The organism is Streptomyces sp. NPDC044984 (assembly GCF_040646935.1).
In the GTDB taxonomy this organism is placed as follows: Bacteria; Actinomycetota; Actinomycetes; order Streptomycetales; family Streptomycetaceae; genus Streptomyces.
The window spans coordinates 56,250-79,660 of the sequence record NZ_JBEZBE010000028.1 but is presented as its reverse complement, the minus strand read 5'-3'; the positions used below and the strand labels follow the sequence as shown (position 1 = coordinate 79,660).

Here is a 23,411-nt window from a genome sequence, read left to right as displayed (position 1 = left end):
CGCCCTACTGGTAGCCACGGATCTCCTCGAACGCCCCGTCCAGGGAGCCCTGCCCGTCGAACAGCCGGCCGCCGGTCAGCTCGGCGATGTGCTCCAGTTCGGCCCGGTCGGAGTCGCCGAACAGGATGGGGAAGACGGGGGTGTTCCGGCGGTCACCGGACAGCCCCCGGTAGAAGGAGTCGAAGTCGCCCGCCTCGGCACCGGCCGTGTTCTCGCCGTCCGTCATCAGCACGATCGAGGTGAACGTGTCCTCGCCGGTGCCGAGGTGGTCGTAGGCCTTCTCCAGGGACGTGTAGATCGCCGTCTCGCCCTCGGCCCGCAGGGCGGCGGTGTCCCGGCGGATCGCCTCCAGCCCCTGCCGCGGGTCGTCGGGCTCGACGACGTGGGTGCGCACGCTCTTCACCGCCGACCCGAACGGCATCAGGGTGACCTCCTCCCGGTCGCGGAAGTCCCCGGTGAGCCGGGTCAGCGCCTGCTTCAGCCGGCTGAGGCGCTCGCCCTCCATCGAGCCGGAGGTGTCGAGGACGTACACGGTCCGCGAGGGGCGGCGCAGCTCGTTCTCGTAGGCGTCGAGCAGGCCGTCGGCGACGGAGAGGTCGCCGGGGAAGGGCAGTTCGCGCCGCCTGCTCGTGTCGAGGCCGGCCGCCGGCGGTACGGAGGCGACGACCGGCCGGCGGAACGTACGGTCGGTGATCAGCCGCTGCACGCCGTCCGTGCGCAGCGCCTCGGCCACCCGGCGCACGTCGTCGCGGGTCTCCTGGTCCGTGGCGGCGAGCGACGACAGCGGGTAGTCGGCGGTGACGACACCGTCCTTCGGGCGGATCACCGTCAGGTTCTTGAACCCCTTCAGGACGGACTCGTAGTTGAGGAGCGCGTCGATGTCGCCGCGGCGGGCGTAGGCGCCGGCCAGCCAGCCCGACGAGCCCGAGGTCAGCTTCTGCCCCCGGAAGAACTCCTCCAGCCGCGGGCGCGCCTTCGTCACGTCGGCGTCGGTGAGCGCGGACTGGGCTCCGGAGAGCGCCGAGGCGACCGAGACCAGCGTGGCGAAGCCGGAGTTGGAACGGGCCGGGTCGGTCATGCCGTAGGTGAGCTCCCCCTCCCGCACGGCCCGGTCGATCTGCGACCAGGTGACGTCCTCCGGCTTCCAGCCCAGCCGCCGCACGGTGGCCGGCTTGACGCCGACGGCGACCGGGCTGGACATCACGGGTGTCTCCGAGACGACCTTCTCCGCCGCCTCGGGGCGCAGCCGCAGGTAGTCGTTGGAGGACAGCCACACCGCGTCGTACCTGCCGTCCGTCTTCCCCGCGGCCAGCATGTCCACGGCGTCGAGGGTGCCGATCCAGGTCGGCCGGACGGTGACGCCGGTGTCCTTCTCGACCTGCTCCAGCACCGCCGTCATGCCGCTGAGCTCGCTGGAGGCCAGGACCCGCAGGGTGCCCGGCTCGGCGGCGTACGGGTCCTTCTCCTCCTCCGGTGCGGCGGTGCACGCGCTCAGCAGGGCCGCGCCGGCGGCGAGCAGCGCGGCCAGGGACCGTCGTCTCATCCGAGTCCTCCCTCCAGCGCGCCCTGCGACCGGCTGCGCTCCAAGTAGGCACTGGCCTGCCGGAGTTCGGAGGTCAGGTTCTCCACCGTCGCCGCCATCGCCTCGGTCGCCCGCACCTTGTAGGTGTCGATGGCGTCGAGGGTGCGGTAGATCTGCTGGAACGCGGTCCGCAGGGTCTCCGCCCCGACCGCGGGGTCGGCGGCGATGCGCTGGATCTCCCCGCTCTGCGTCGCCAGCATCTCCGCGTTGCCCCGGATCAGCTCCTCGGTGGTGCCGCGCAGGGCGTCGACCTGCTGGACCACCTTCTTCTGGTGGTCCAGCGCGGACGCCAGCATCACGGAGATCCGCAGCGCGGACACCGTGGTGGTGGCCGCCCGGTCCACGCCCTTGATCAGCTCGTCGTTGTTGCGGCGTACGACGTCCATGGCGAGGTAGCCCTGCGCGCACACCGCGAGCTGGGTGAGCAGGTCCTGCTGCTTCTGCCGGACGGGGAAGAGGACGTCGGCCCGGAGCGAGTCGGCCTGCGCGGGGTCGGCCGCCTCGACCCCGGTGATGTGCCGCTCGACGGCCGTGTCCAGGGCCTCCGTCAGGACGACGTACTCCTGGAGCTTGCCCATGGTCTCCCACAGCCGGACCCGCTCGGTCTGCAACGCCGCGTTGTCGCGGCGCAGTTCGTCCTGCCCGCCCCGCAGGGAGCCCACGATCCGGTTCAGGGTGCCCTGAGCGGAGGCGTACTTGGCGACGTGGTCGCGCAGCTTGTTGCCGCCCGGCAGCCGGGACAGGAACGTGCGGCCCTTGCCCGCGGGCAGGTCCCGCGGGTCCAGGTCCTCGACCACGCGCCGCAGTTCGACCAGCGACCCGGCGACCTTGGACCGGGCGTCACCGCCCTTGTCGGGCAGGCTGCGGACCGCGCGCTCCAGCATGCGGTTGGACTGCGCGGTGGCGGCGCGCATCTCGCCGGCGCCCAGCGCGGTGATCTCGCCGACCTTGCCGGCGAACTCGGGCGAGCGGGCGTCGAGGGCGGCCAGCCCCTCGACGTACGCGGCGGCCTTGGCCGCCATGTCGGCGCGCACGCCGTCGTCGACGGGCACGAGCCCGCCGGCCTTCTCCCGCGGCACGGGCGTGACGGCCTCGGGCGGCGTGAGGACGAAGTCGCCGTCTGCGTTGCTGCTCATCGGTTGCTGTTCCCCCTTATCCGCGCGCCCGTCGCGCCAGTTCGCGCAGCACCGCGGAGGTGGGCACGGGCGCCTGGCGGACGCCGGTCAGTCGCTGCTTGAGGTAGGCGGTGCGGCCCACGGCGGCGGCCGCGAACTCGGCCACGTCGCCCTGTGGGCGGAAGCCGTGCCGGACGGCCAGCTTGCGCAGGGCCGGGTCGGTGCCGAGGAGTTCGGCCAGTTCCCGGCCGTTCCCGGTGAGCGGGACGACGGTGTGGTCGCTGTTGACCGTGGTGTCCGGGTAGAGGACGACGAGGTCGTCCGCGTTCTGCTGCTCGTCGAGGAGCGCGGCAACCTGGGACTCGTAGACGAGGACGAGCGGGTTGCCGGCGCCGCTGACGAAGTCCCGGAACGCCGCGTCCGTGCCGGTCTGCTGGGCGCCCTGGACGCTGACCAGCTTGCGCAGCAGGGGAGCGGTGCGCTCGACGTCGGCGTCGCTCGCGACCACCTTGCCGCCGCCTGCGACGTAGGAGGCGGCGGCGAGGTACAGCGCGCCGGAGTTGGAGCTCTCCGGGTCGGTGCTGGAGATGTAGAGGGTGCCGGTCAGCTCCCCGTACTTCCCGGCCCCCTCGAGTTGCTGCCAGGTGCGGTCGCGCTCGGCCGCGTCGAGGTAGGCCGCCATCTTCAGCGTGCCCGGGTTCTCCTCGTCGAGCTCGGCCAGCCCGTTCGCGGCCAGCACCTCGGCGGCCCCGCGGCGGGACACGACGACGAGGGGCGAGTAGAACGGGCGCGGGAGCATCCCCCGGACCCCGTACTTCTCGGCCAGTTCGGCGGCGGGCGCCCGGCTGGACGGGAAGGCGAGGTCGTACCCCTCGAGGTCCAGCCCTTCCATGGCCCAGGACCCGGCGGTCTCGGCCTCGACGGTGTAGCCCTTGGCGGCGAGGGCCTTCACCACGTCCGGATCGGCGAAGAACTCGGCCTTCTCCGATCCGATCACCATGCGCACGGTCTTCGTTGCCGTGCCCGATTCCTCGTCGTCCCGGCCCGCGACGACGGCGGCCACCACGCCACCGATCAGCAGCACCGCGAGGACGATCCCCATGATTCGTCTCACACCCGGAGCATCCCTGTGGAACCCAACGTTCCCCGGCGGCCCCGGTGAACGGCCGGTGTCCGGCCGATACCGGTACGCAACGGGAACCGGCCACTCCGCAGCGGGCCCGCGTACCGGCGCGAGCAAGGCGACGACACGCCGGACGGCCCCGGTACGGTCCCGGCATGGATCTCTTCGCCGCCGACCGGCTGCGGCTGGTCGAAGCCCCGCCGCCCCGGCTGTCCCCGCGGGACCGGCGTGCCATGGACGACGCCTGGGACGCCGCGGTCCGGGCGAACCCGGCCCTGTTCGACGGGCCGGTGGCCGGATGCACGGGCCTGGACCACGACGAGCGCCACGGCCTCGTCCTGACCTGGGTCCGGGCGACGTACCGGTACTACGTCCTGCGCAAGGTGCCCGGCGCGACCGTACGGCTGCCGTCCCTGTTCGTGTCGGTCGCGCAGCCGGCGGACGACGGGCGGCTGCTGATCGGCCGGATGGCGGCCTGGACGGCCTCACCCGGCCGCTGGCAGCTCCCGGGCGGCTCGGTCGAGCCCCCGCCGGACGGCGAACCCCTCGACCCGGCCGCCCTGCGCCGCCACGCGGCCCGGGAACTGGCCGAGGAGACCGGCATCGACACCCCGGCCGACGACCTCACCCCCTGGCAGGTCACCCGGGGCGCGAAGGGCAGCGTCGGCGTCCTGTTCCAGGCCCCGCCCCGCCCCGCGGCCTGGCTGCACGAACGCCACACGGCCCTCACGGCGGCCGAGCGCGCCCTCGGCCGCGTCCCCGAACTCGACCGGCTCGCCCTCGTCCGCACCCCCGCCGACCTGGCGGACCTCACCGGCCCGCACGTGCCCTACCTGGCCCCCGTCCTCCGCCGCCACGGCGGCCGCGAGCCTGCCCCCGACCTGCCACGAACCGTGTCCGCACGCTTGAGGGAGTGACGCGGACCGGTTCCGCTCGTTCTTAGAGGCGTACTTATAAGAAGTGTGCCTCTAAAAAAAGGCGCGCTTCCGAGATCGCTTCCGAGACCAGGGAGGTGCCCATGGCCCGGCCCGCAGCGCGCAGCCTGCCGAGACCCTCGGACATGTTCGACCGGCAGTGGGAATGGAGCGAGCTGACCGCCTTCGCCACCGCTGAAGGCACGGGACCCCGGCTCGGTGTGGTGTCCGGCCGTCGCCGGCAGGGAAAGAGCTTCCTGCTCCAGGCCCTGGCCGAGGCCACCGAAGGCTTCTACTACTCCGCCGTCGAGGCGTCGGCGACCGAGTCCCTGCGGCTGCTGGGCGAGGCGGTCGCGCGCTTCACCGGCACCGCCGTCCCCCCTCGGCCCGCGAACTGGGACGAGGCGTTGGAGATGCTCTTCGGGCTGGCGGGGGACCGGCCGCTGCCGGTGGTGATCGACGAGTTCCCGTACCTGGTGCGGAACGCCCCCGCCCTCCCGTCCCAGTTGCAGGCCGCCCTCGGCGTGCGCTCCGAACGTCACCGCAGGGAGCGGCCCCGGATCCTGCTGTGCGGCAGCGCGATGTCCTTCATGGGAGGGCTGCTCTCCGGGGCCTCCCCGCTCTACGGCCGCGCCAATCTCGACCTCGTGGTCCACTCCCTCGGCTTCCGGGAGGCCGCCGAGTTCTGGGGCATCCAGGACGACCCGCGGCTGGCGGTCCTCGTCCACGCGATCGTCGGCGGAACCCCCGCCTACCGGCGTGAGTTCGTCGACGACGACGTACCGGACGGCGCCGACGACTTCGACGCCTGGGTCTGCCGGACCGTGCTCAACCCGGCCCGGCCGATCCACGGCGAGGCCCCGTACCTGCTCGCGGCGGAGCCGGACCTGCGCGACCGGTCGCTGTACCACTCGGTCCTGGCCGCGGTGGCGGGCGGCAACCGCACCAGTGGTGGCATCGCGAGTGCGGTGGGCCGCAAGGCCACGGACATCTCCCTCCCGCTGACCGTCCTGAGGAACTGCGGTCTGCTGACCGCCGAGCCCGACGCCTTCCGGGGCAATCGCACCACGTACCACGTCGCCGAGCCGCTGATCAGCTTCCACCATGCGGTCGTACGGCCCGAGACGGCACTCCTCAGCCGCCGCCGGGGAGCCGCCAAGGTCTGGGAACACAGCCGTCCCACGTTTCTCAGCAAGGTCGTGGGGCCGCACTTCGAACGGCTGTGCCGGGAGTGGGTCGAGTGGCACGCGGACCCCGAGACGTTCGGGGGCATGCCGATCCAGGTCTCCTCGGGAACCGTCGCCGACCCCGTGAGCCGCACCGGCATCGAAGCCGATGTCGTGGTGCACGGCGCGATCGGCCAGGACCAGGGCATCCTGCTGTCCGTGGGCGAGGCGAAGTGGAACAAGGTGATGCACCTCGGGCACCTGCAACGCCTGCGCCGCATGCTGGACCTGCTCGCGGCGCGAGGCGTGGACACCGGTCACGCCACACCCGCCTGCTACAGCGGCGCCGGCTTCGAGCCGGAACTGCGTGCGGCCGCGGACCGGGGCGAGGTGGTCCTGGTCGACCTGCGGCGGCTCTACACCGGCTCGTGAGCCCGGCCGGTGCTCCCTGCGCGACGTCGGCCGGGAGGGGCCGCGCCGAACGGAAGCCGGGTCCGTCCGCACTCAAGCGGACGCCGCCACCGACATCGCACCCCGGCCCGGGACGGCGCCGTCCTCCGGCGCCCCCGGGCCCAGCTCGCACCACACGGTCTTGCCGCCGGGCCCGTGCGCCACGCCCCACCTGAGTGCCAGCGCGTCCAGCAGTGCGAGCCCCCGCCCCGACTCCGCGTCGACGTCCACGGTGGCACGCAGGACGGGCAGTGCACGCGGGTCGGGATCGGTGACCTCCAGGCGTGTACGTCCGCCGTCGTCGCGCAGTACCCGGACGGTGACGGGAACGCCCTCGCCGAGGTGCTGGATCACGTTGGTGACGAGTTCGCTCGCGCAGAGCTGGACGTCGGCGCCGTAGTCGTGCAGGGCGCGGCGTACGGCGGACAGCTCGGCCGGTGCCGCGAGCAGGTCGAGCGTCGTCTCCGGTCGCATCACGCGGCCCCCTCGCGGAGGGCGGCGGTCAGGGCCCGGGCGGTGAGGAGGTTGCAGTTGCCGAGCGAGATCAGCGGCCGGGTGGGGCAGCGGGCGGCGACGGTCGGGAGGTCGACGCCGAGGGACGGCAGGGTGATGCCGTGCGCGGCGAGCGCCGCCCGCAACTCCTCGGCGCAGGCGTCGGCTTCGGTGGGGTTGTGCATGGGTGGGTTCACACCTTCCAGTGCGCTGTGTGACGAACTGATCACACTGTGCCGCCGCTCGGCGTAGCGTGGCAGCCCTTCGGCATCCCGGCCCTGAACTGCACGTATGCGGTGCGGGGGTTGGTAGCGGGCGGTAACGGCACATCAAGGACGGTGAACGATGGGGCAGCGCAAGGACATCGACGGCTCGACGGGCGTCCCGACCTTCTACGGCAGCGAGCTGCGCTGGAAGCGGGAGGAGGCGGGGCTGACGCTCCAGCAGTTGGTGGAGGGCAGCTTCTACGGTCCGAGCCACCTCAGCGAGATCGAGCGGGGGACGCGGAGGATGCCGGCGGAGCTGGCGGAGCACGTGGACAAGGTGCTCGGTACGGACGGGTTCTTCCGGCGGCGGTGCGAGGACGTACGGAGGGCGAAGCGGCGGGGGCACGCGAGCTATTTCGAGCGGGTGCTGGAGGCGGAGAAGCACGCCAAGACCATCGAGGAGTGGTGCCCGACCCTGATTCCCGGCTTGCTCCAGACGGACGCCTATGCTCGGGCGCTCGTTCAGGCAGCCATGCCGCTGGCTCAGGACGAGGAGGTGGAGGAGAAGGTCAGTGCGCGACTGGCACGGGCTCGCCTCTTCGAGGACAACCACAAGACGCCGATGTACTGGGCGATCCTGTCCGAGGTGCTGCTGCGGCAACCGGTCCTTCACCCAGAACAGACGGCAGAACAGTTGGAGCACATTGCTGCGTTGGCACGCCGCCGCCGGATCGTTCCCCAGATTCTCCCGTGGAACTGTGGACCGCATCCGCTCATGATGGGGATGGCCAAGATCATGACCTTCCCCGACGCCCCGCCGTTGGTCTACTTGGAGTCTCAGCACAGTGGGGACACCATGGACGATCCGGCCCTCGTGGAGGACTACCGCCGGTCGTACGATCTGCTCAGGGCCGCCGCACTGCCACCGGAGGCGTCCCTCGCCCTAATTCAACAAACGGCTGAGGATGTACGAAATGGCAAGCAGCGCGATTGACTTGAGCACTGCCATCTGGCGTAAGAGCAGCTACAGCAACGGCACGGGCGGTGACTGCGTGGAGGTAGCCGAAGCCTTCCCCGCCGCCGCCCGCTGGCGCAAGAGCACGCACAGCAACGGTGACGGCGGCGACTGCCTCGAAGTCTGCGACGCCCACACCACCGTCGTCCCCGTCCGTGACTCCAAGGTCCCCCACGGCCCGGTCCTCACCATCACGGCCCCGGCCTGGGCGTCGTTCGTCGCGTCCCTCAAGTAACCCGGACCGGCTTCCTCCGTTCTCGGAGGCGCACCTCCGAAACCGGGAGACCCTCCCGGCCCGGTCCGCATCGCGCAGCCCGACGGGACCAATGGCGCTCCACGTACCTCCTGCATTGCCAAGTCTCCGGTTTTTCACCAGACTTACCGAACCATGAGGGCGACACGGGGGGCATATCGCGGTTCCGTATGGGGTGTCCTGGCCGTCGTCTTCTTCATGGGCGCGGCCGGACTCTTCGTCTTCCGGGACACCGCGCCGCTGCGCGACAGCCCACTGGCCGACATCCTCGCGACCGCGCTCGGCGCGGCGGCCGTCGGTGTCAGTCTGTACGCGCTGGGTTACACGGTCAGAGCCGAGCAGTCGGATCTCGCACGCCGACTGGCCGAGGTCAAGAGCCGGGTGGACCGGCGTCTCATGGCCGCTCCACGCGGCTACTTCCCGGGCTCCGACAATGTGATCCCCGTCGGTTTCAAGGACTCCGCCGATCCCGGGGTCACGGTGTCGGATCCGCTGGGCGATTACTTCACCTCGTCACGATGCAAGGACCGCCTGGTCGTACTCGGCGGTCCGGGCTCCGGGAAGACGGTTGCCGCGACCCAGCTGATGGCCCATCTGATGGACGGCTGGCAGGACGGCGATCCGGTGCCCGTACGCATCCCGCTGTCCACCTGGAACACCGAACTCGAGCTGGCTGACTGGCTGTCCGGCTACCTGAAGGAAAGAGGCCTGGTCCGCTCCAGGGCCGTGGCACGCCAACTTCTCGACGAACGTCTCCTCCTGCCCATCCTCGACGGCCTCGACGAGATGGACCCGCCCGGCGTGCCGCCCGCGAAGAGCCGTGCGCTGAAGGCCCTGCAACGGCTCAACCGCGAGTACGACGGCCGGACGGGTCAGGCGCCGCTCGTGGTGGTCTGCCGGGCCGACCGGTACAACGCCCTGAAGTCGAAGGAGAGGCTCGAACACGCCACCGTCGTCACCCTCCAGCCGCTCTCCAGTGACCAGCAGCTCGCGTTCCTGGGCAGGAGCGGCCAGGACGAGACGGGGGAATGGCTGCCCGGATGGCGGCGGCTTGCCGAGGCCCTCACCTGGACCGGCACCCCGCGCGGGCTGGCCCGGGTCCTCGACACCCCGTGGCGGATGGCCCTGCTGACCACGGCGTACACCGAGAAAGGCGAAGACCGCCGCCCGCTGCGCACCCCCGACGCGCTCCTGGCGATGCCGTTGGACGCCGTACCGGCCCACCTGCTCGGCCTGTACACCCACGCCGCCGCGTCGACGTACAACCACCGGCCGGACGCCGGCCGCCGACGGGACCCCGCAAAGGTCGAGGCGTGGCTGACCACCCTGGCCGGGCATCTGCGGGACGATCACCGGCCGGACGAGTCGGCCGGCGCCCCGCGCCCTCGTGACGAGGTGGTCTCCGACACGGATCTCGTGCTGCACCGGTTGTGGCGGATGGAACGCGACTCCGGGATGCAGTACGTCGAGCTCGCGCTGCTGGCCCTGCCGTTCGCCGTCTCGGTCAACGTGGCCGAGCGGATCGGCCTCACGCCCTGGGAGAGCCTCCCGTACCCGACCCTCTTCGCCGCCTTCGGCCTGCTGTTCCTGATGCAGGAGGTGCTGCCCGTGGCGCTGGAGAACACCCGGCGGCAGCCCGTTCCACGTCACCTCGACTGGCGGCGGCTGGGCGAGCCGAAGAGGATCGGCCTGAACGTGGTGTACGCCATCGGCTGGGTGTTGTTCCTGATGGACCGGGGCCTCAGTCCGTCACTGTTCGGGTTGGTCCTGGCCGCGAACGTCCTGTCGTTCGTGACCTCGCAGGCCGTCTGGAGCACGGGCGACCACCCGCAGGCCACCCTGACCGATCCACGCGACCCGCTGCGTGCGGAACTGCGCTACGCGCTCCTCTGGGCGGTCGTCACCTCTCTGTGGGTCGGCTCGCTGATCGCCCAGTGGTCGGAGAGCGTCCTCGGCTTCGCCTACGGCGCGCTCCTCAGCGTCCTCCCCGTCTTCGCCCTCGCGGCGCGGGCCTGGCGCCGCTACCTCCTCTTCAAGCTCGTCGCGGGCCGCCGGCTCCCCGCGGGACTGGGCGGCTTCCTCGACTGGTGCGTCGAAGCGGGCATCATGCGCGTCGAGGGCTTCGCCTACCAGTTCCGCCACCGTGAACTGCAGGAGTGGCTGGCGGCCCGGCCGTGAGGTCGTGTCTCCACCCACGGAGCGCGGAGGGTGCCCTGAGCACCCTCCCCGGTCGGCCGCCGGCGCGGGCTGCCCCCAGGCACGGGACACGCCCGACGGGGCAAGAACCCCGAGGAAATCCGGACGGGCCGGTGTACGCTCCCGATCTTGTACGACCCGAACGGCTGTTCCCCGTTCCATGGTTGGGGGCGGCCTTCCGTGCGGGTCGCCGACACAGCCTGTGGGGGGCACAGTTGAATACAGCACGACGATCCAGACGTCTCGCGGCCACGCTGCTCACCGCCGCGCTCGCCGCCGGCGGCCTGACCGTCGCGGCCGCACCCGCCGCGCACGCGGCGGCCTCCGACCTCGTCGCCAAGCTGCCGATCACCTCGTTCTCGGCGCTGGCGGTCGACTCCGTGCACCAGCGCGTGTACGTCGCCGACAGCAACATGGGCAGCTACACCAACACCGGACTCATCGCCGTCTACGACTTCTCCGGCGAGCGCGTCACCACCCTCAGCACCCAGCGCCACGTGTCCGGCCTCGCTCTGAACGCCGACGGCAGCGTGCTCTACGTCGGTGGCCGCGAGGGGATCCTGCGGTACGACACCGCCACGTACACGTCGCTCAGCGCGGGCACGGCGGGTACGGACACCTGCGGGCGCAGCCTGGCCTTCGCGGGCGGCAGGGCGTACCACACCACGCCGTACGCCAACTACACCTCGGAGTGCGACGCGACGCTCACGTACCTGGACAACCACCAGACCGACAACACCTGGCAGCGCACCGGCTGGCAGGACCACGGCAAGCTCCAGCTCGAGGCGGGCCCCGGTGACCGGCTGATGATGGGCCAGCCGCTGAACGCCAAGGCCGCCGACCCGTTCCTCGCGGTGTTCGACGCGAGCGGGACGACCCTGGTGCGCACCGCCGGCCGCCGCTTCGCCGACGCCGACGGCAAGGGCGCCCAGAACCTCAAGGACATGGCGTTCTCGGCGGACGGCAGCAAGGTCGCCGTCGCCGACGCGACCGCCGGCACCCGGCTGCTGAACACCGCCGACCTGTCCGACGCCGAGACCGGCTACCCGGCGCTGCCGTCCGGCGCCTCCGCCTCCGCCGTCGCCTTCGGCGGGGACGGGAAGTACCTGGCGCGCGGCGCCTCGGCCTCCGGCGCGACGCCCGACCTGCTGCTGTCGCCCGCCGATCCGGCCGACACGACCGCTCCGCTGGAGTTCGTCTTCGAGGGCAGCCTCGACGGCGACCGGGTCGCGCCGCGCGGCCTGGAGTGGTCCGCCGACGGCTCCCGGCTGTTCGCGGTCACCACCAACACCGCCGGCAACCAGTACTGGCTGCACATCGTCCAGCCGCCGGCCGTCCAGTACGACAGCCGCTTCACCGGCGGGCTGACCCACAGCCGGGCCACCGCCGGCGAGCCGCTGGCGGTGCGCGGGAAGCTGGAGTTCGACGGCCCGGCCCCCGCCGAGCCGCTGAAGGTCACGGCGACCCGCACGGACGCGAACGGCACGCACGAGCTGGGCACCGCGACCGTCAAGGCGGACGGCACCTTCACCGTCCTCGACGAGCCGGACCTGGTCGGCGACGCCACGTACACCGTGTCGTTCCTCGGCGACCTCACCCACCGCCCGGCCACCGACGTCACCCACACGGTGTCCGTCGGCAAGGCGGCCAGCTCGATCGCGCTCACGGCTCCGGCGGAGGCGTCGAAGAGCGAGGGCGTCCACATCACCGGCACGTTCGCCGCGCAGGGCAAGGCGCTGCCGGAGCGGGCCGTGCTCGAGGTGGAGCGCGCCGACCGGCTCGGCACCGGCACGCTGTCGTCGGTGACGGTCGCCGCCGACGGCACCTTCACCATCGACGACCTGCCGCGCACCCGGCGCGAGACGACCTACACGGTCAGCTGGCCCGGCGACGACCTGCACGAGGGGTCCACGGCGTCGGCGACGGTGCGCGTCACGCGCTGACCGCGCGGGAAACGCCGACGGGGCACCCCGGGCAGCACGCCCGGGGTGCCCCGTCGACGGTGGGGGATGTGTGGCGCCCGGTCCGCGCGTCGCTGCGGGTGCACGCGGACCGGGGCCGTCGGGGGGAGCCCTCGTGAGGGCTCAGTGGGAGGACGCGAGGGCGCGCGGCTCCAGGGCCGCGGTGTGCGCGTCCATCCGTTTGGCGGCGAGGATCGCCGCCGCCGTGTCGGCACGGGAGGCGGCGACGACCAGGGCGCGGCCGGCGAGCGCGTGGGCCCGCCGGTGCAGGGCCGCCGCGTTCGGCTCGCGGCCCGTCGTGGTCGCCGACGCGCGGGCCGGCGTACGTCCTCCCCGCAGGCGGGCTATCTCCCCGGCGAGCCGCTCGGCCGCGGCGTCCAGATCGGCCGAGGGGGCCGCCGCGCGCAGCTCGTCGGTGACGGCGAGCAGCGCGGCGAGGTGCCCCGCGAGCTGGATGTCCAGCTCTTCCTCACGGGAGCGGTGGGGGAAGTCGTGGGGGGTGCCGGCCATCGTGCTGTGGACCGACTTGGCACGGATCGGTTCGTACATGGATGGCCTCCTGTGGTGCAACAGGAAACCATCCTAGCTTAGATTCAGTCTAAAGTTGAGTCGTTCGTAAGGGCGGTGCCCGCGAAAAGGCCTCAGGGCTGGCCGTAGCCGTCCAGGAAGCGGGCGATCCGCCCGACCGCGTCCCGCAGGTCGGTGACCGACGGCAGGGTCACCACCCGGAAGTGGTCCGGCTCCGGCCAGTTGAAGCCGGTGCCCTGGACCACCATGATCTTCTCGCGGCGCAGCAGGTCCAGCACCATCCGCCGGTCGTCCTTGATCTTGAAGACGTCGGGGTCGAGCCGCGGGAAGAGGTACAGCGCCCCCTTCGGCTTCACGCAGCTCACGCCCGGGATCTGGGTCAGCAGCTCGTACGCCGTGTCCCGCTGCTCGCGCAGCCGCCCGCCCGGCAGCACCAGGTCGTTGATCGTCTGGCGCCCGCTGAGCGCCGCGACCACGCCGTGCTGGCCCGGCATGTTCGCGCACAGGCGCATGTTCGCCAGGATCGTCAGGCCCTCGATGTAGGAGTCGGCGTGGGCGCGCGGCCCCGAGATCGACATCCAGCCCACCCGGTAGCCGGCCACCCGGTACGCCTTCGACATGCCGTTGAAGGTGAGGGTGAGCAGATCGGGGGCGACGGAGGCGGTGGGGACGTGCTTCGCGTCGTCGTAGAGGATCTTGTCGTAGATCTCGTCCGAGCAGACCAGCAGGTTGTGGCGGCGGGCGATGTCGGTGAGGCCCTTGACGACCGCCTCGTCGTAGACCGCGCCGGTCGGGTTGTTCGGGTTGATGATGACGATCGCCTTGGTGCGGTCGGTGACCTTGCGCTCCACGTCGGCGAGGTCCGGCATCCAGTCGGACTGCTCGTCGCAGCGGTAGTGCACCGCCGTGCCGCCGGAGAGGGAGACGGCCGCCGTCCACAGCGGGTAGTCGGGCGCGGGGACGAGCACCTCGTCGCCGTCGTCCAGCAGGCCCTGCATCGCCATCACGATCAGCTCGGAGACGCCGTTGCCGATGAAGACGTGCTCGACGTCGGTCTCGATGCCGAGGGTCTGGTTGTGCATGACGACCGCCCGGCGTGCGGCCAGCAGGCCCTTCGCGTCGCCGTAGCCGTGTGCCGTCGACACGTTGCGGAGGATGTCCTCCAGGATCTCGGGCGGGCACTCGAAGCCGAACGCCGCCGGGTTGCCGGTGTTCAGCTTGAGGATGCGGTGACCGGCCGCTTCCAGCCGCATCGCCTCCTCGAGCACCGGGCCCCGGATCTCGTAACAGACGTTGGCGAGCTTGGTCGACTGGATCACCTGCATGCTGGGAGCTTACGGCCCGGTATGGACCCCCGGACCGTGTTTTCCGCCACGTGAGACGCTCCGATTCGGGTGGTTCGTCCGCTCGCTGTCCTTGGAGCGCCCCGCTTCCCTACAATGCGCCGCCATGTCCATCCCTTCTCCGTACGCCGATGGGGGGAACGGCACGCCGGCGCCCCAGGGTCCGCCGAACGTGTACCTCCCACAGGCCTCCCCGTCCCCGGAGTACGACGCGTACGTCGACCCGGCGAGTGCTCACGGCTGGCAGAGCGTGTACGACGAGACGCGCGAGCTGCCGTCGGTGGGGGAGTGGGACGCGCCCTCCGTACGGGACGCGTCCTCCGTACGGGACGCGTCCTCCGTACGAGACGCGCCCTCCGTGCGAGGGGAGGACGGGCCGCGGCCCGGCGTGCCCGGTCCCCGTGCGGGCGGCGCGGACGGTGCGGGACGCTCGCGCCGGGGCTCGGGCGGGCGCGGCCGGCGCGCGGCCGGTGCCCGGCGCTCGCGCCGCGCGGTGACGGTCGCCGGAGCGGTGGGCGCGGTGTCGGTGGCGGCGCTGATCGCGGGGTTCGCCTTCTCGGGCTCGCCGTTCGGCGTTTCCGGCGGCAAGGGCGGCCGTACGGGACCGACGGCCGGGGAGGCCGGGGCGTCGTCCGGGGAACCGGGTGCGCCGTCCGGGGAGGCGGGCGCGTCCTCCCCCGCCGGGGAGCCGTCCGCCGGTGACGGTCCCTCGGCCGGCATGGGCTCCCCGGGGGCGGGCGCCCCGGACGAGGGCCGCAAGGGCGAGGAGGACCCGTCCGGCGGGGTGTCGGCCGGGCCGTCGACCGGGTCGCCGTCCGAGCCGTCGTCCGGCACCACCTCCGCACCGGTGGACGGTCCGACGGTGGCTCCCCCCGTCACCACGGAGCCGGGCGACGCCGACCCGGGCGACTCCGGCGACCGGCCGGGGAGGGGCCAGGGCCCGAAGTGGTCCAGGTGACCGCCCGCCCCTTCATCCCCTCCGCCCCCTCCGTCCACCACCTTCACACGGACTCCCCCCGCGCCCGTCGCCTCCGCCCCCGCCCCCTCGGGGGACCCTGAACGCGCGACGAAGCCACCGGCCGGAAACAAGTCCTTGTCCCCCCGCCGCCCACGTGCTGACAATGCGCATGACAATTCTGTGGGCGGTCGGAGGATTCCCGGCCGCCCGACGCCGCAAGAGGGGACCCCCATGAGAAAACCTCTCGTCGTCGCGCTCTGCGCCCTGGCCTTCGCCGGGGCGGGCGCGGCTCCCGCGGTCGCCGCCGAGCCTTCCCCCACGGGCGCGGACACGACCACGGACGCGGCCCCGACCACGCTGACGGATGTCGTCAACGGCGTGGTCGGGACCGCGGCGGACACCCTGTCCGGACTCACCGCGCCCGAGGCGGGCGCGGTGAACTTCGCCGGGACCGTCTCGCTCAGCAACTGCTCCGGCTCCGTCGTCCGCATGCCCGGCTCGGCGGACGACGACCCGGCACTCGTGCTCACCAACGGCCACTGCCTGGAGAGCGGCTTCCCCGCACCCGGCCAGGTCCTCGTCGACCGTGCGTCCAGCCGCACCTTCGGACTGCTGAACTCCGCCGGCTCCAGGGTCGCCACCCTGCGCGCCGACCGGCTCGTCTACGCGACCATGACCGACACGGACGCCGCGATCTACCGGCTGGGCACGACGTACGCGCGGATCAAGAGCGCGTACGGCATCGACGCGCTGAAGCTGAGCGGCACCCGCCCGACGGCCGGTACGGCCATCAGCGTGGTGTCCGGGTACTGGAAGCGGATCTACACCTGCTCCATCGACGGGTTCGCGTACCGCATGAAGGAGGGGGACTGGACCTGGAAGGACTCGGTCCGTTACACCTCCGCCTGCGACACCATCGGCGGCACCTCCGGCTCACCGGTCGTCGACGACGCCACCGGCCAGGTGGTCGCCGTCAACAACACCGGCAACACGGACGGCGAGCGCTGCACGGTCAACAACCCGTGCGAGGTCGACGAGAACGGCCGGGTCACGGTCCGCCAGGGCATCAACTACGCCCAGCAGACCTACCTGTTCCCCGCCTGCTTCGGCGTGGACAACAAGCTCGACCTGAGCGCGAGCGGCTGCGCCGTCCCCAAGCCGTAAAGGGCCGGCGGGGGCGGGCAGGGGCGGGCGGTCAGTGGGGAGTCCTGCGGACCGCCCGCCCCGCCAGCACGTCCGTGCGCCGCCCGTCCTCGATCACGAACCGCCCGTCGACCAGCACGTACGGGATGCCCGTCGGCAGCGTCCGGGGCTCGGCGAAGGTCGACCCCGCGGCAACCGTCCGCGGGTCGAAGAGCACCAGGTCGGCCTTGTACCCCTCGCGCACCAGCCCCCGGTCCGGCAGCCGCAGCCGGGCGGCCGGGCGCGCGGTCAGGTGCGCCACGCACTCCTCCAGCGACAGCACCCCCAGCTCCCGCACGTAGTGCCCGAGGTAGTGCGGGAACGTCCCGTACGCGCGCGGGTGCGGCTTGGCGCCCTGCAGGATGCCGTCCGAGCCGCCGGTGTGCACCCGGTGCCGCATGATCGCCCGTACGTTCTCCTCGTGGCCCACGTGCTGGAGGATCGTCGGGGCGAGCCTGTCCTTCAGCAGCAGCTCCCGTGCGACCGTCCAGGGCGACTCGCCGCGCGCCCGCGCCGACTGAAGGACCGTACGGCCCACGTACTCGCCGAGCGCCGGGTCGCCGACCCCCGAGATCTCGATCGTCTCCCACTCCACCGGCACCCCGTGGCAGCCGTCCGAGCCGGTGACCTCCATATGGTGCCGGATCCGCTCGGCGGTCCCGTCGTCCGCGAGCCGCCGCAGGACCTCCTCCGGACCGCCCTCGCTCGCCCAACTGGGCAGCAGCGCCACGAGGGTGGTGCAGCCCGGGGTGTAGGGGTAGGTGTCGAGGGTGATGTCGGCCCCGGCGTCCAGCGCGTCGTCCAGCAGGGCCAGCAACTCGGGCGCCCGGCCCTTGTTCACGCCGAAGTTCATCGTGGCGTGCGCGAGGTGCAGCGGGCAGCCGGCCTCCCGGGTCAGCGCCACCATCTCCTCGTACGCCTCCAGCGCCCCGGCACCGTAGGAGCGGTGGTGCGGGCAGTAGTAGCCGCCGTACGACGCCACCACCCGGCACAGCTCGGTCAGTTCGGCGTCCTCGGCGTACATGCCGGGCGTGTACGTCAGCCCCGACGACATGCCGACCGCGCCCTGCTCCATGCCCTCCGCGACCAACCGCCGCATCCGGTCCAGCTCTTCGGGCGTGGCCGCGCGGTCCTCCCAGCCGACGGCGAGCGCGCGGACCGTGCCCTGCGGGACCAGATACGCGGCGTTGACCGCGATGCCCCGGTCGAGCCGGTCCAGGTACTCGCCCACCGACCGCCAGTCGACGTCGACGTCGTCGCCGGAGCCGTTCCACCCGGCGATCGCCCGGCGCACCTCGCCCAGCGTCCGGTCGTCGACCGGCGCGTACGACAGCCCGTCCTGGCCCAGGACTTCGAGGGTGACGCCCTGTGCGGCCTTGGCGCTGTGGTCGGGGTCGCGCAGCAGCGCCAGATCGCTGTGGGCGTGCATGTCGATGAAGCCGGGGGCCAGCACCAGCCCCTCGGCGTCCAGTTCGCGGCGGGCCTTCGGGCGCTGACAGCCCGCGTCCGCCGCCTCCTTCACGATGGAGACGATGCGGCCGCCGTCCACGACCACGTCCGCGCGGTACGCATGGTCGCCGGAGCCGTCGACGACGTCCGCGTCCCGGATGACGAGCTCTTCCATGCCGGCCTCCTAGAAGAACGTACGGACGTAGTCGACCACCGTGCCGTCCGCCTGCGCCACGGGGATGAGCACCCATTTGTCGAACGACGTGCAGGGGTGCGACAGACCGAACCCCACCCAGTCCCCGACCTCCAGGTCGGCCTCCCCGGTGGTGCGCAGCCACGCGTGCTGGTCGGACAGGCCGGTCACCGAGATCCCGGTGGCCGGGCGCTCGCTCCCGTCCCGGCGGACCACCTGGGCGAACGGCAGGTCGAGGTCGTAGGCCGCGTCCCGCTTGCCCGCGTTGGTGAACGCCTGCTCGGGGGAGGGCCGGGAGACGACCTGCGTCCACAGCCGGAACGCCGGCTCCAGCGCACCCTCCTCCGGGACCCGGTTGAAGGGGGTCAGCTCGCGGTAGTGACCGTCGTCGTGCGAGACGTACGCGCCCGAGCGCAGCAGCTTCAGCACGGGCGCGGAGAGGTCCGGGACCTCGGCGAAGACATCGGCCACCGCGTCGAACCAGGCGCTGCCGCCCGCGCTCACCACGATCTCGTCGAGGCCCGCGAACCGGCCCGCCTTGTCGAACTCCACGGCCAGCGCCACCAGCCGCCGCAGCCAGGCGTGCACCCGCTCCGGGTCCGCCCGCGGCACCTCGCCCTCGTACCCGGCGACCCCGACCAGCCGCAGCCCCCGCGCGCCCGCCACGGCGTCGGCGACGGCGGCGCACTCCGCCTCCGTCCGCACACCGGTGCGCGCGCCCTCACCGGCGGCCAGCTCGACGACCACGTCCACGGGGCGGGAGGCCCCGGCGAGCGCCGCGTCCATCAGCTCGACCCCGCGCACGGAGTCGACGTAGCAGATGAACCGGAAGCCGGAATCCGAGTCCAGTTCGCGTGCGATCCACTTCAGGGCCGCCCCGTCGACCAGCTCGTTGGCGAGGAAGACCCGCTGGACCCCGTACGCCCGCGCCACCCGCACCTGATGCGGAACGGCCAGCGTGATGCCCCACGCCCCGTGCTCGATCTGCCGCTGGAAGAGCTGCGGCGCCATGGACGTCTTGCCGTGCGGCGCGAAGGCGAGCCCGTGCCGGGCGGCGTACGTCTCCATCAGCCTCAGGTTGTGCTCCAGGCGCTCGGCGGAGAGGGCGAGCACGGGGGTGGTGAAGCCGTCGGTGAAGAGGTTGCGGCGCTGCGCGGCCAATTCACCGACGGTCAGCCCCTCGGCGTCCGGCGGGAGGCCCTTGAAACGGTGGTCGACCCGTTCCTCGGTAAGGCGGGCGAGAGCGTCGAGGACCATCGGAACCTCCCTGATCAGCTGTGTTGCATGTCTTGCAACACTCGTTGCGTATAACGCTTACCGCTGTCTAACATCTCGGCCACGCGCGGTCAACGGACAGCGCGCCCCTCCACCCGACGAGGAGCCCCGTCATCGTGACCGTCACCGGACCCTGCAACGCCCCCGACGTCGTGGACGTCGTCGCGCTCGGCGAGTCCATGGTGACGTTCCTGCCCACCCGGCCGGGCCGCCTCGCCGACGTCCCCTCCTTCGACCGGGGCATCGGCGGCGCGGAGTCCAACGTGGCGTGCGTGCTCGCGGCGGCGGGCCACACCACCCGGTGGATCAGCCGGGTCGGCGCCGACGGCTTCGGCGACCACCTCGTCGAGGCGATCGGCGGCTACGGCGTCGACGTGTCCCACGTCCGCCGCGACCCGGCCCGCCCGACCGGCATCTACTTCCGCACGGCCGGCGACCGCTCCACCGACGCCCACGAGGTCGCGTACTACCGCGCGGGCTCGGCGGCCTCCGCGATGACGGTCGCGGACCTCGACCTGGAGGCGGTACGCGCGGGACGCATCCTGCACCTGTCGGGCATCACGGCGGCGCTGTCGGCCGACTGCCTGGCCCTGATGCGCGAGCTGACCGCCCCCCGCCCCGACCGCCCCCTGATCTCCTTCGACGTCAACCACCGCCCGGCCCTGTGGCGCGACGCACACGGCCCGGAGGTGCTGCTGGAACTGGCGCGCGGCGCGGACATCGTCTTCGTCGGCGACGACGAGGCGCGCGAGGCGTGGGGGCTGCACGGAGCCCGCGCGGTACGGGAGGCGCTGCCCGAACCGGAGATCGTGGTCGTCAAGCAGGGCAGGGGCGGGGCGGTCGCCCTCGACAAGGACACCGACGACCTCCTGTGCGAGGACGCCACCGGCACCGCGACCTTCGTGCGGGCCCTGAACGTCGACGTCGTCGCCGCCGTCGGCGCCGGCGACGCCTTCGCCGCCGGGTTCCTCTCCGCCACCCTCCGGGACCTCCCCGTACGGGACCGCCTGCGCCACGGCCACCTCACCGCCGCCGCCACCCTCACCACCCCCGGCGACCTCGCCCCACCCCCGCCCCGCGCCCTCGCCGACCGCCTGGCCGCCCTGGACGACACCGCGTGGGGGAGACTGCGACTCGGCCCCGGCTGGACACAAGCCGATGAAGACGAGAGGGCCGAGAAGGAGGCACGCACCCCATGAGCCAGACCGTAGACCGCGCCCTGAGCATCCTCCCGCTGCTCGCGGAGGGCCCCGCCGACCTCGGCCAGGTCGCCGACCGGCTCGGCGTGCACAAGTCCACCGCCCTCCGCCTCCTGCGTACCCTCCACGAGCACGGCCTGGTCTACCGCCAGTCCGACCAGCGCTACCGCCTCGGCGCCCGCCTCTTCGCCCTCGCCCAGGAGGCGATGGAGAACCTCGACGTCCGCGAGATCGCCCACGCCCACCTCGTACGCCTCAACGAGACGTGCGGACACACCGTCCACCTCGCCGTGTACGAGGAGAACGAGGTCCTCTACATCGACAAGGTGGAGAGCCGCTACCCGGTCCGCATGTACTCGCGGATCGGCAAGCCCGTCGCCATCACCGTCGCGGCCGTCGCCAAGCTGCTCCTCGCCGACCTGCCCGAGCACGAGCGCCGCGCCCTCGCGGAGAAGCTCGACTACCCCATGTACACGTCCCGTTCGACACCCAACCCGGCCGCGTTCCTCCAGGAACTGGCCAAGGTGCGCGAACAGGGCTGGGCCACCGACCTCGGCGGCCACGAGGAGTCCATCAACTGCGTCGCCGCGCCGATCCGCGGTGCCGACGGCCGGGTGGTCGCCGCGATGTCGGTCTCCGCGCCGAACGTCGTCGTCACCGCCGACGAACTCCTCACCCTGCTCCCGCTGGTGCGCCGTACGGCGGACGCGATCAGCGGCGAGTACTCCGGCAGAACCCCAGTGAAGGACACCTCCGCATGACCGAGAAGACCGCGCTCACCCCCGCGACCCACACCACCCCGCCCGCGAAGTTCTCCCACGGCGTCCGCAAGGGCAACATCCTCCAGGTCGCCGGCCAGGTCGGGTTCCTGCCCGCCGAGGAGGGCAAGCCGCCCACGCCCGCCGGCCCCACCCTGCGCGAGCAGACCCTCCAGACCCTCGCCAACGTCAAGGCGATCCTCGAGGAGGGCGGCGCGAGCTGGGACGACGTGATGATGATCCGCGTCTACCTCACCGACGTGGACCACTTCGCGGAGATGAACGAGATCTACAACACCTACTTCGAGGAGCAGGGCCTCACCCAGCCGCCCGCCGCCCGCACGACCGTCTACGTCGGTCTCCCCGCCGGCCTCCTCATCGAGATCGACGCGCTCGCCGTCCTCGGCTGACCGCGCCCTCCCTCCCCCCCCATCCCCCTCACCGCCGTACGTCGTCACGGCACGGCGTCCCGCACCCCTGGGACGCCGTGCCGCGATCCCCCCTGCCCGAAAGCCCCATGCCCTTACGCAGAGGACCCCCGCATGTCCCACCCGTTCCTCCCGCTCGCCGCCTCCGCACCCGCGGAGGCACCACCGCACACCGGAGGACTGCTCCTCCTCCTCGACGGCACGGCGGGCCTGCTGACCGTCGCCGCCCTCGGCATCGCGCTCCTCCTCTTCCTGATCATCAAGGTCCGGCTCCAGCCGTTCGTCGCGCTGCTCGCCGTCTCCATAGCCGTCGGCCTGATGGCGGGCCTGTCGGTCACCGAACTCTTCGGCACGATCCAGCGTTCGGACGCGGTGTCCACCATCGAGTCCGGGATGGGCGGCATCCTCGGCCATGTCGCGATCATCATCGGCCTGGGCACCATGCTCGGCGCGATCCTCGAGGTCAGCGGCGGCGCGGAGGTGCTGGCGGCCCGGCTGCTCGGCCTGTTCGGCGAGAAGCGGGCCCCGCTCGCGATGGGCCTCACCGGTCTGATCTTCGGCATCCCGGTCTTCTTCGACGTCGGCATCTTCGTCCTCGCGCCGATCGTGTACGCCGCCGCTAAGCGCTCCGGCAAGTCGATCCTGCTCTACTGCCTCCCCCTCCTCGCCGGCCTCTCCGTCACCCACGCCTTCCTGCCCCCGCACCCGGGCCCGGTGGCCGCCGCCGGACTGCTCCACGTCGACCTGGGCTGGGTCATCCTCATGGGCGTCGTCTGCGGTCTGCCGGCCGTCGCCGCCGCCTGGGTCTACTCCGCCTGGATCGGCAAGCGGATCTTCGTCGCCGTACCGCAGGACATGGTCGAGGCCGCGCAGGAGGCCAAGGACGCCGTCGCCGCCGAGCAGCGCGCCTCCGGCGTCGAACCGCGGGAGGCGCCGGTGCCGCTCGGCACGGTCCTCGGCATCATCGGTACGCCGCTCCTGCTGATCCTCGCGGCCACCTTCTCCTCGATCGCGCTGGACCCCTCCACCCTCCGCTCGGTCATCGAGTTCTTCGGCCACCCCTTCGTGGCCCTCACCCTCGCCCTGTTCCTCGCGTACTACCTGCTGGGCATCCGGCGCGGCTGGTCCCGCAAGTCCCTGGAGACCGTCTCCACGTCCTCCCTCAAGCCGGTCGGCAACATCCTGCTGGTGGTCGGCGCCGGCGGGGTCTTCGGCGCGGTCCTCAAGGCCAGCGGGGTCGCCCAGGCGCTCTCGGACACCTTCAACGACGTCGGCCTGCCGGTGATCGTCCTGTCCTACCTGATCTCCGTGGTGCTGCGGGTCGCGCAGGGCTCGGCGACGGTGGCGATCGTGACCACGGCGGGCATCGTGGCCCCGCTGCTGGCCGAGGGGGACCACTCGCAGGCGTTCGTCGCGCTGGTCATCATGGCCATCTCGGCGGGCTCCATCTTCGCCTCGCACGTCAACGACGGAGGCTTCTGGATGGTCGCCAAGTACTTCGGCATCAGCGAGCGGGACACGCTCAAGACGTGGACGGTGCTGGAGAGCGTGCTGTCCGTGGCCGGTTTCGTGGTCGCCGCCGCGCTGAGCCTCGTCGTGTGAGCCACCCGGGCGCCGGGACGACC

At 72.3% G+C, this 23,411-nt stretch carries 21 protein-coding genes; 12 read left to right on the top strand and 9 right to left on the bottom strand.

Annotation, left to right across the window (positions count from 1 at the left end):
- Positions 1 to 4: 4 nt before the first annotated feature.
- The 3 genes from AB0A94_RS27490 to AB0A94_RS27480 are packed head-to-tail and all read right to left on the bottom strand — an operon-like array spanning position 5 to position 3,811.
- On the bottom strand, positions 5 to 1,543 hold the full coding sequence (locus AB0A94_RS27490; RefSeq protein ID WP_361748567.1) for a VWA domain-containing protein: 1,539 nt from the start codon (positions 1,541 to 1,543) through the stop codon (positions 5 to 7).
- Positions 1,540 to 2,718: a toxic anion resistance protein gene (locus AB0A94_RS27485; protein WP_361748566.1), complete on the bottom strand. Its 1,179-nt coding sequence runs from the start codon at positions 2,716 to 2,718 to the stop codon at positions 1,540 to 1,542. Before AB0A94_RS27485 ends, AB0A94_RS27490 begins: the two co-directional genes overlap by 4 nt.
- Positions 2,719 to 2,734: 16 nt before the next feature.
- Complete coding sequence (locus AB0A94_RS27480) at positions 2,735 to 3,811, bottom strand: hypothetical protein (RefSeq protein WP_361748565.1); 1,077 nt, start codon at positions 3,809 to 3,811, stop codon at positions 2,735 to 2,737.
- A 164-nt stretch (positions 3,812 to 3,975) separates the two neighbouring features.
- Between AB0A94_RS27480 and AB0A94_RS27475 the strand changes: the two genes are divergently transcribed.
- Together AB0A94_RS27475 and AB0A94_RS27470 are read left to right on the top strand one after the other, a co-directional pair.
- Positions 3,976 to 4,737: an NUDIX domain-containing protein gene (locus AB0A94_RS27475; RefSeq protein ID WP_361748564.1), complete on the top strand. Its 762-nt coding sequence runs from the start codon at positions 3,976 to 3,978 to the stop codon at positions 4,735 to 4,737.
- 101 nt (positions 4,738 to 4,838) lie between these two features.
- A complete protein-coding gene (locus tag AB0A94_RS27470) occupies positions 4,839 to 6,332 on the top strand; it encodes an ATP-binding protein (RefSeq protein WP_361748563.1) in 1,494 nt (497 codons plus the stop codon).
- A gap of 72 nt (positions 6,333 to 6,404) precedes the next feature.
- On the opposite strand, the gene AB0A94_RS27465 is transcribed toward AB0A94_RS27470, so the two are convergent.
- Together AB0A94_RS27465 and AB0A94_RS27460 are read right to left on the bottom strand one after the other, a co-directional pair.
- Positions 6,405 to 6,824 (bottom strand): ATP-binding protein, encoded by a 420-nt coding sequence (locus AB0A94_RS27465; protein ID WP_361748609.1) that lies wholly within the window; start codon positions 6,822 to 6,824, stop codon positions 6,405 to 6,407.
- Positions 6,824 to 7,027, bottom strand: coding sequence for a hypothetical protein (locus AB0A94_RS27460; protein WP_361748562.1), 204 nt, complete (start codon positions 7,025 to 7,027; stop codon positions 6,824 to 6,826). The genes AB0A94_RS27465 and AB0A94_RS27460 overlap by 1 nt, the downstream gene beginning before the upstream one ends.
- Positions 7,028 to 7,187: 160 nt before the next feature.
- Here AB0A94_RS27460 and AB0A94_RS27455 point away from each other — a divergent pair, with 160 nt between their 5' ends.
- The 4 genes from AB0A94_RS27455 (at position 7,188) to AB0A94_RS27440 (ending at position 12,455) form a co-directional block, all read left to right on the top strand.
- Complete coding sequence (locus AB0A94_RS27455; RefSeq protein ID WP_361748561.1) at positions 7,188 to 8,042, top strand: helix-turn-helix transcriptional regulator; 855 nt, start codon at positions 7,188 to 7,190, stop codon at positions 8,040 to 8,042.
- Positions 8,023 to 8,298, top strand: coding sequence for a DUF397 domain-containing protein (locus AB0A94_RS27450; RefSeq protein ID WP_361748560.1), 276 nt, complete (start codon positions 8,023 to 8,025; stop codon positions 8,296 to 8,298). The genes AB0A94_RS27455 and AB0A94_RS27450 overlap by 20 nt, the downstream gene beginning before the upstream one ends.
- Before the next feature lie 153 nt (positions 8,299 to 8,451).
- A complete protein-coding gene (locus AB0A94_RS27445; protein ID WP_361748559.1) occupies positions 8,452 to 10,494 on the top strand; it encodes an NACHT domain-containing protein in 2,043 nt (680 codons plus the stop codon).
- Between the two features lie 233 nt (positions 10,495 to 10,727).
- Complete coding sequence (locus AB0A94_RS27440; RefSeq protein WP_361748558.1) at positions 10,728 to 12,455, top strand: Ig-like domain repeat protein; 1,728 nt, start codon at positions 10,728 to 10,730, stop codon at positions 12,453 to 12,455.
- Between the two features lie 141 nt (positions 12,456 to 12,596).
- On the opposite strand, the gene AB0A94_RS27435 is transcribed toward AB0A94_RS27440, so the two are convergent.
- Positions 12,597 to 13,022: a hypothetical protein gene (locus tag AB0A94_RS27435; protein ID WP_361748557.1), complete on the bottom strand. Its 426-nt coding sequence runs from the start codon at positions 13,020 to 13,022 to the stop codon at positions 12,597 to 12,599.
- A 92-nt stretch (positions 13,023 to 13,114) separates the two neighbouring features.
- Positions 13,115 to 14,326 (bottom strand): pyridoxal phosphate-dependent aminotransferase, encoded by a 1,212-nt coding sequence (locus AB0A94_RS27430; RefSeq protein ID WP_361748556.1) that lies wholly within the window; start codon positions 14,324 to 14,326, stop codon positions 13,115 to 13,117.
- 124 nt (positions 14,327 to 14,450) lie between these two features.
- Here AB0A94_RS27430 and AB0A94_RS27425 point away from each other — a divergent pair, with 124 nt between their 5' ends.
- Both AB0A94_RS27425 and AB0A94_RS27420 read left to right on the top strand, forming a co-directional pair.
- Positions 14,451 to 15,302 carry a hypothetical protein gene (locus tag AB0A94_RS27425; RefSeq protein ID WP_361748555.1) on the top strand — a complete coding sequence of 284 codons (852 nt, stop codon included), beginning with the start codon at positions 14,451 to 14,453 and terminating at the stop codon, positions 15,300 to 15,302.
- Between the two features lie 231 nt (positions 15,303 to 15,533).
- Complete coding sequence (locus AB0A94_RS27420; RefSeq protein ID WP_361748554.1) at positions 15,534 to 16,466, top strand: serine protease; 933 nt, start codon at positions 15,534 to 15,536, stop codon at positions 16,464 to 16,466.
- A 31-nt stretch (positions 16,467 to 16,497) separates the two neighbouring features.
- Here the strand turns inward: AB0A94_RS27420 and AB0A94_RS27415 are convergent, their stop codons facing one another.
- A complete protein-coding gene (locus AB0A94_RS27415) occupies positions 16,498 to 18,108 on the bottom strand; it encodes a D-aminoacylase (RefSeq protein WP_361748553.1) in 1,611 nt (536 codons plus the stop codon).
- Between the two features lie 9 nt (positions 18,109 to 18,117).
- Positions 18,118 to 19,383: an amino acid deaminase gene (locus AB0A94_RS27410; RefSeq protein WP_361748551.1), complete on the bottom strand. Its 1,266-nt coding sequence runs from the start codon at positions 19,381 to 19,383 to the stop codon at positions 18,118 to 18,120.
- Between the two features lie 134 nt (positions 19,384 to 19,517).
- Here AB0A94_RS27410 and AB0A94_RS27405 point away from each other — a divergent pair, with 134 nt between their 5' ends.
- From AB0A94_RS27405 to AB0A94_RS27390, 4 genes are all read left to right on the top strand, one after another.
- Positions 19,518 to 20,600, top strand: coding sequence for a sugar kinase (locus AB0A94_RS27405; RefSeq protein WP_361748550.1), 1,083 nt, complete (start codon positions 19,518 to 19,520; stop codon positions 20,598 to 20,600).
- Entirely contained in the window at positions 20,597 to 21,361 is a 765-nt protein-coding gene (locus tag AB0A94_RS27400; RefSeq protein ID WP_361748549.1) for an IclR family transcriptional regulator, read from the top strand. The genes AB0A94_RS27405 and AB0A94_RS27400 overlap by 4 nt, the downstream gene beginning before the upstream one ends.
- Positions 21,358 to 21,768: a RidA family protein gene (locus AB0A94_RS27395; protein ID WP_361748548.1), complete on the top strand. Its 411-nt coding sequence runs from the start codon at positions 21,358 to 21,360 to the stop codon at positions 21,766 to 21,768. Before AB0A94_RS27400 ends, AB0A94_RS27395 begins: the two co-directional genes overlap by 4 nt.
- 132 nt (positions 21,769 to 21,900) lie before the next feature.
- A complete protein-coding gene (locus AB0A94_RS27390; protein WP_361748547.1) occupies positions 21,901 to 23,388 on the top strand; it encodes a gluconate:H+ symporter in 1,488 nt (495 codons plus the stop codon).
- Positions 23,389 to 23,411: the final 23 nt, after the last annotated feature.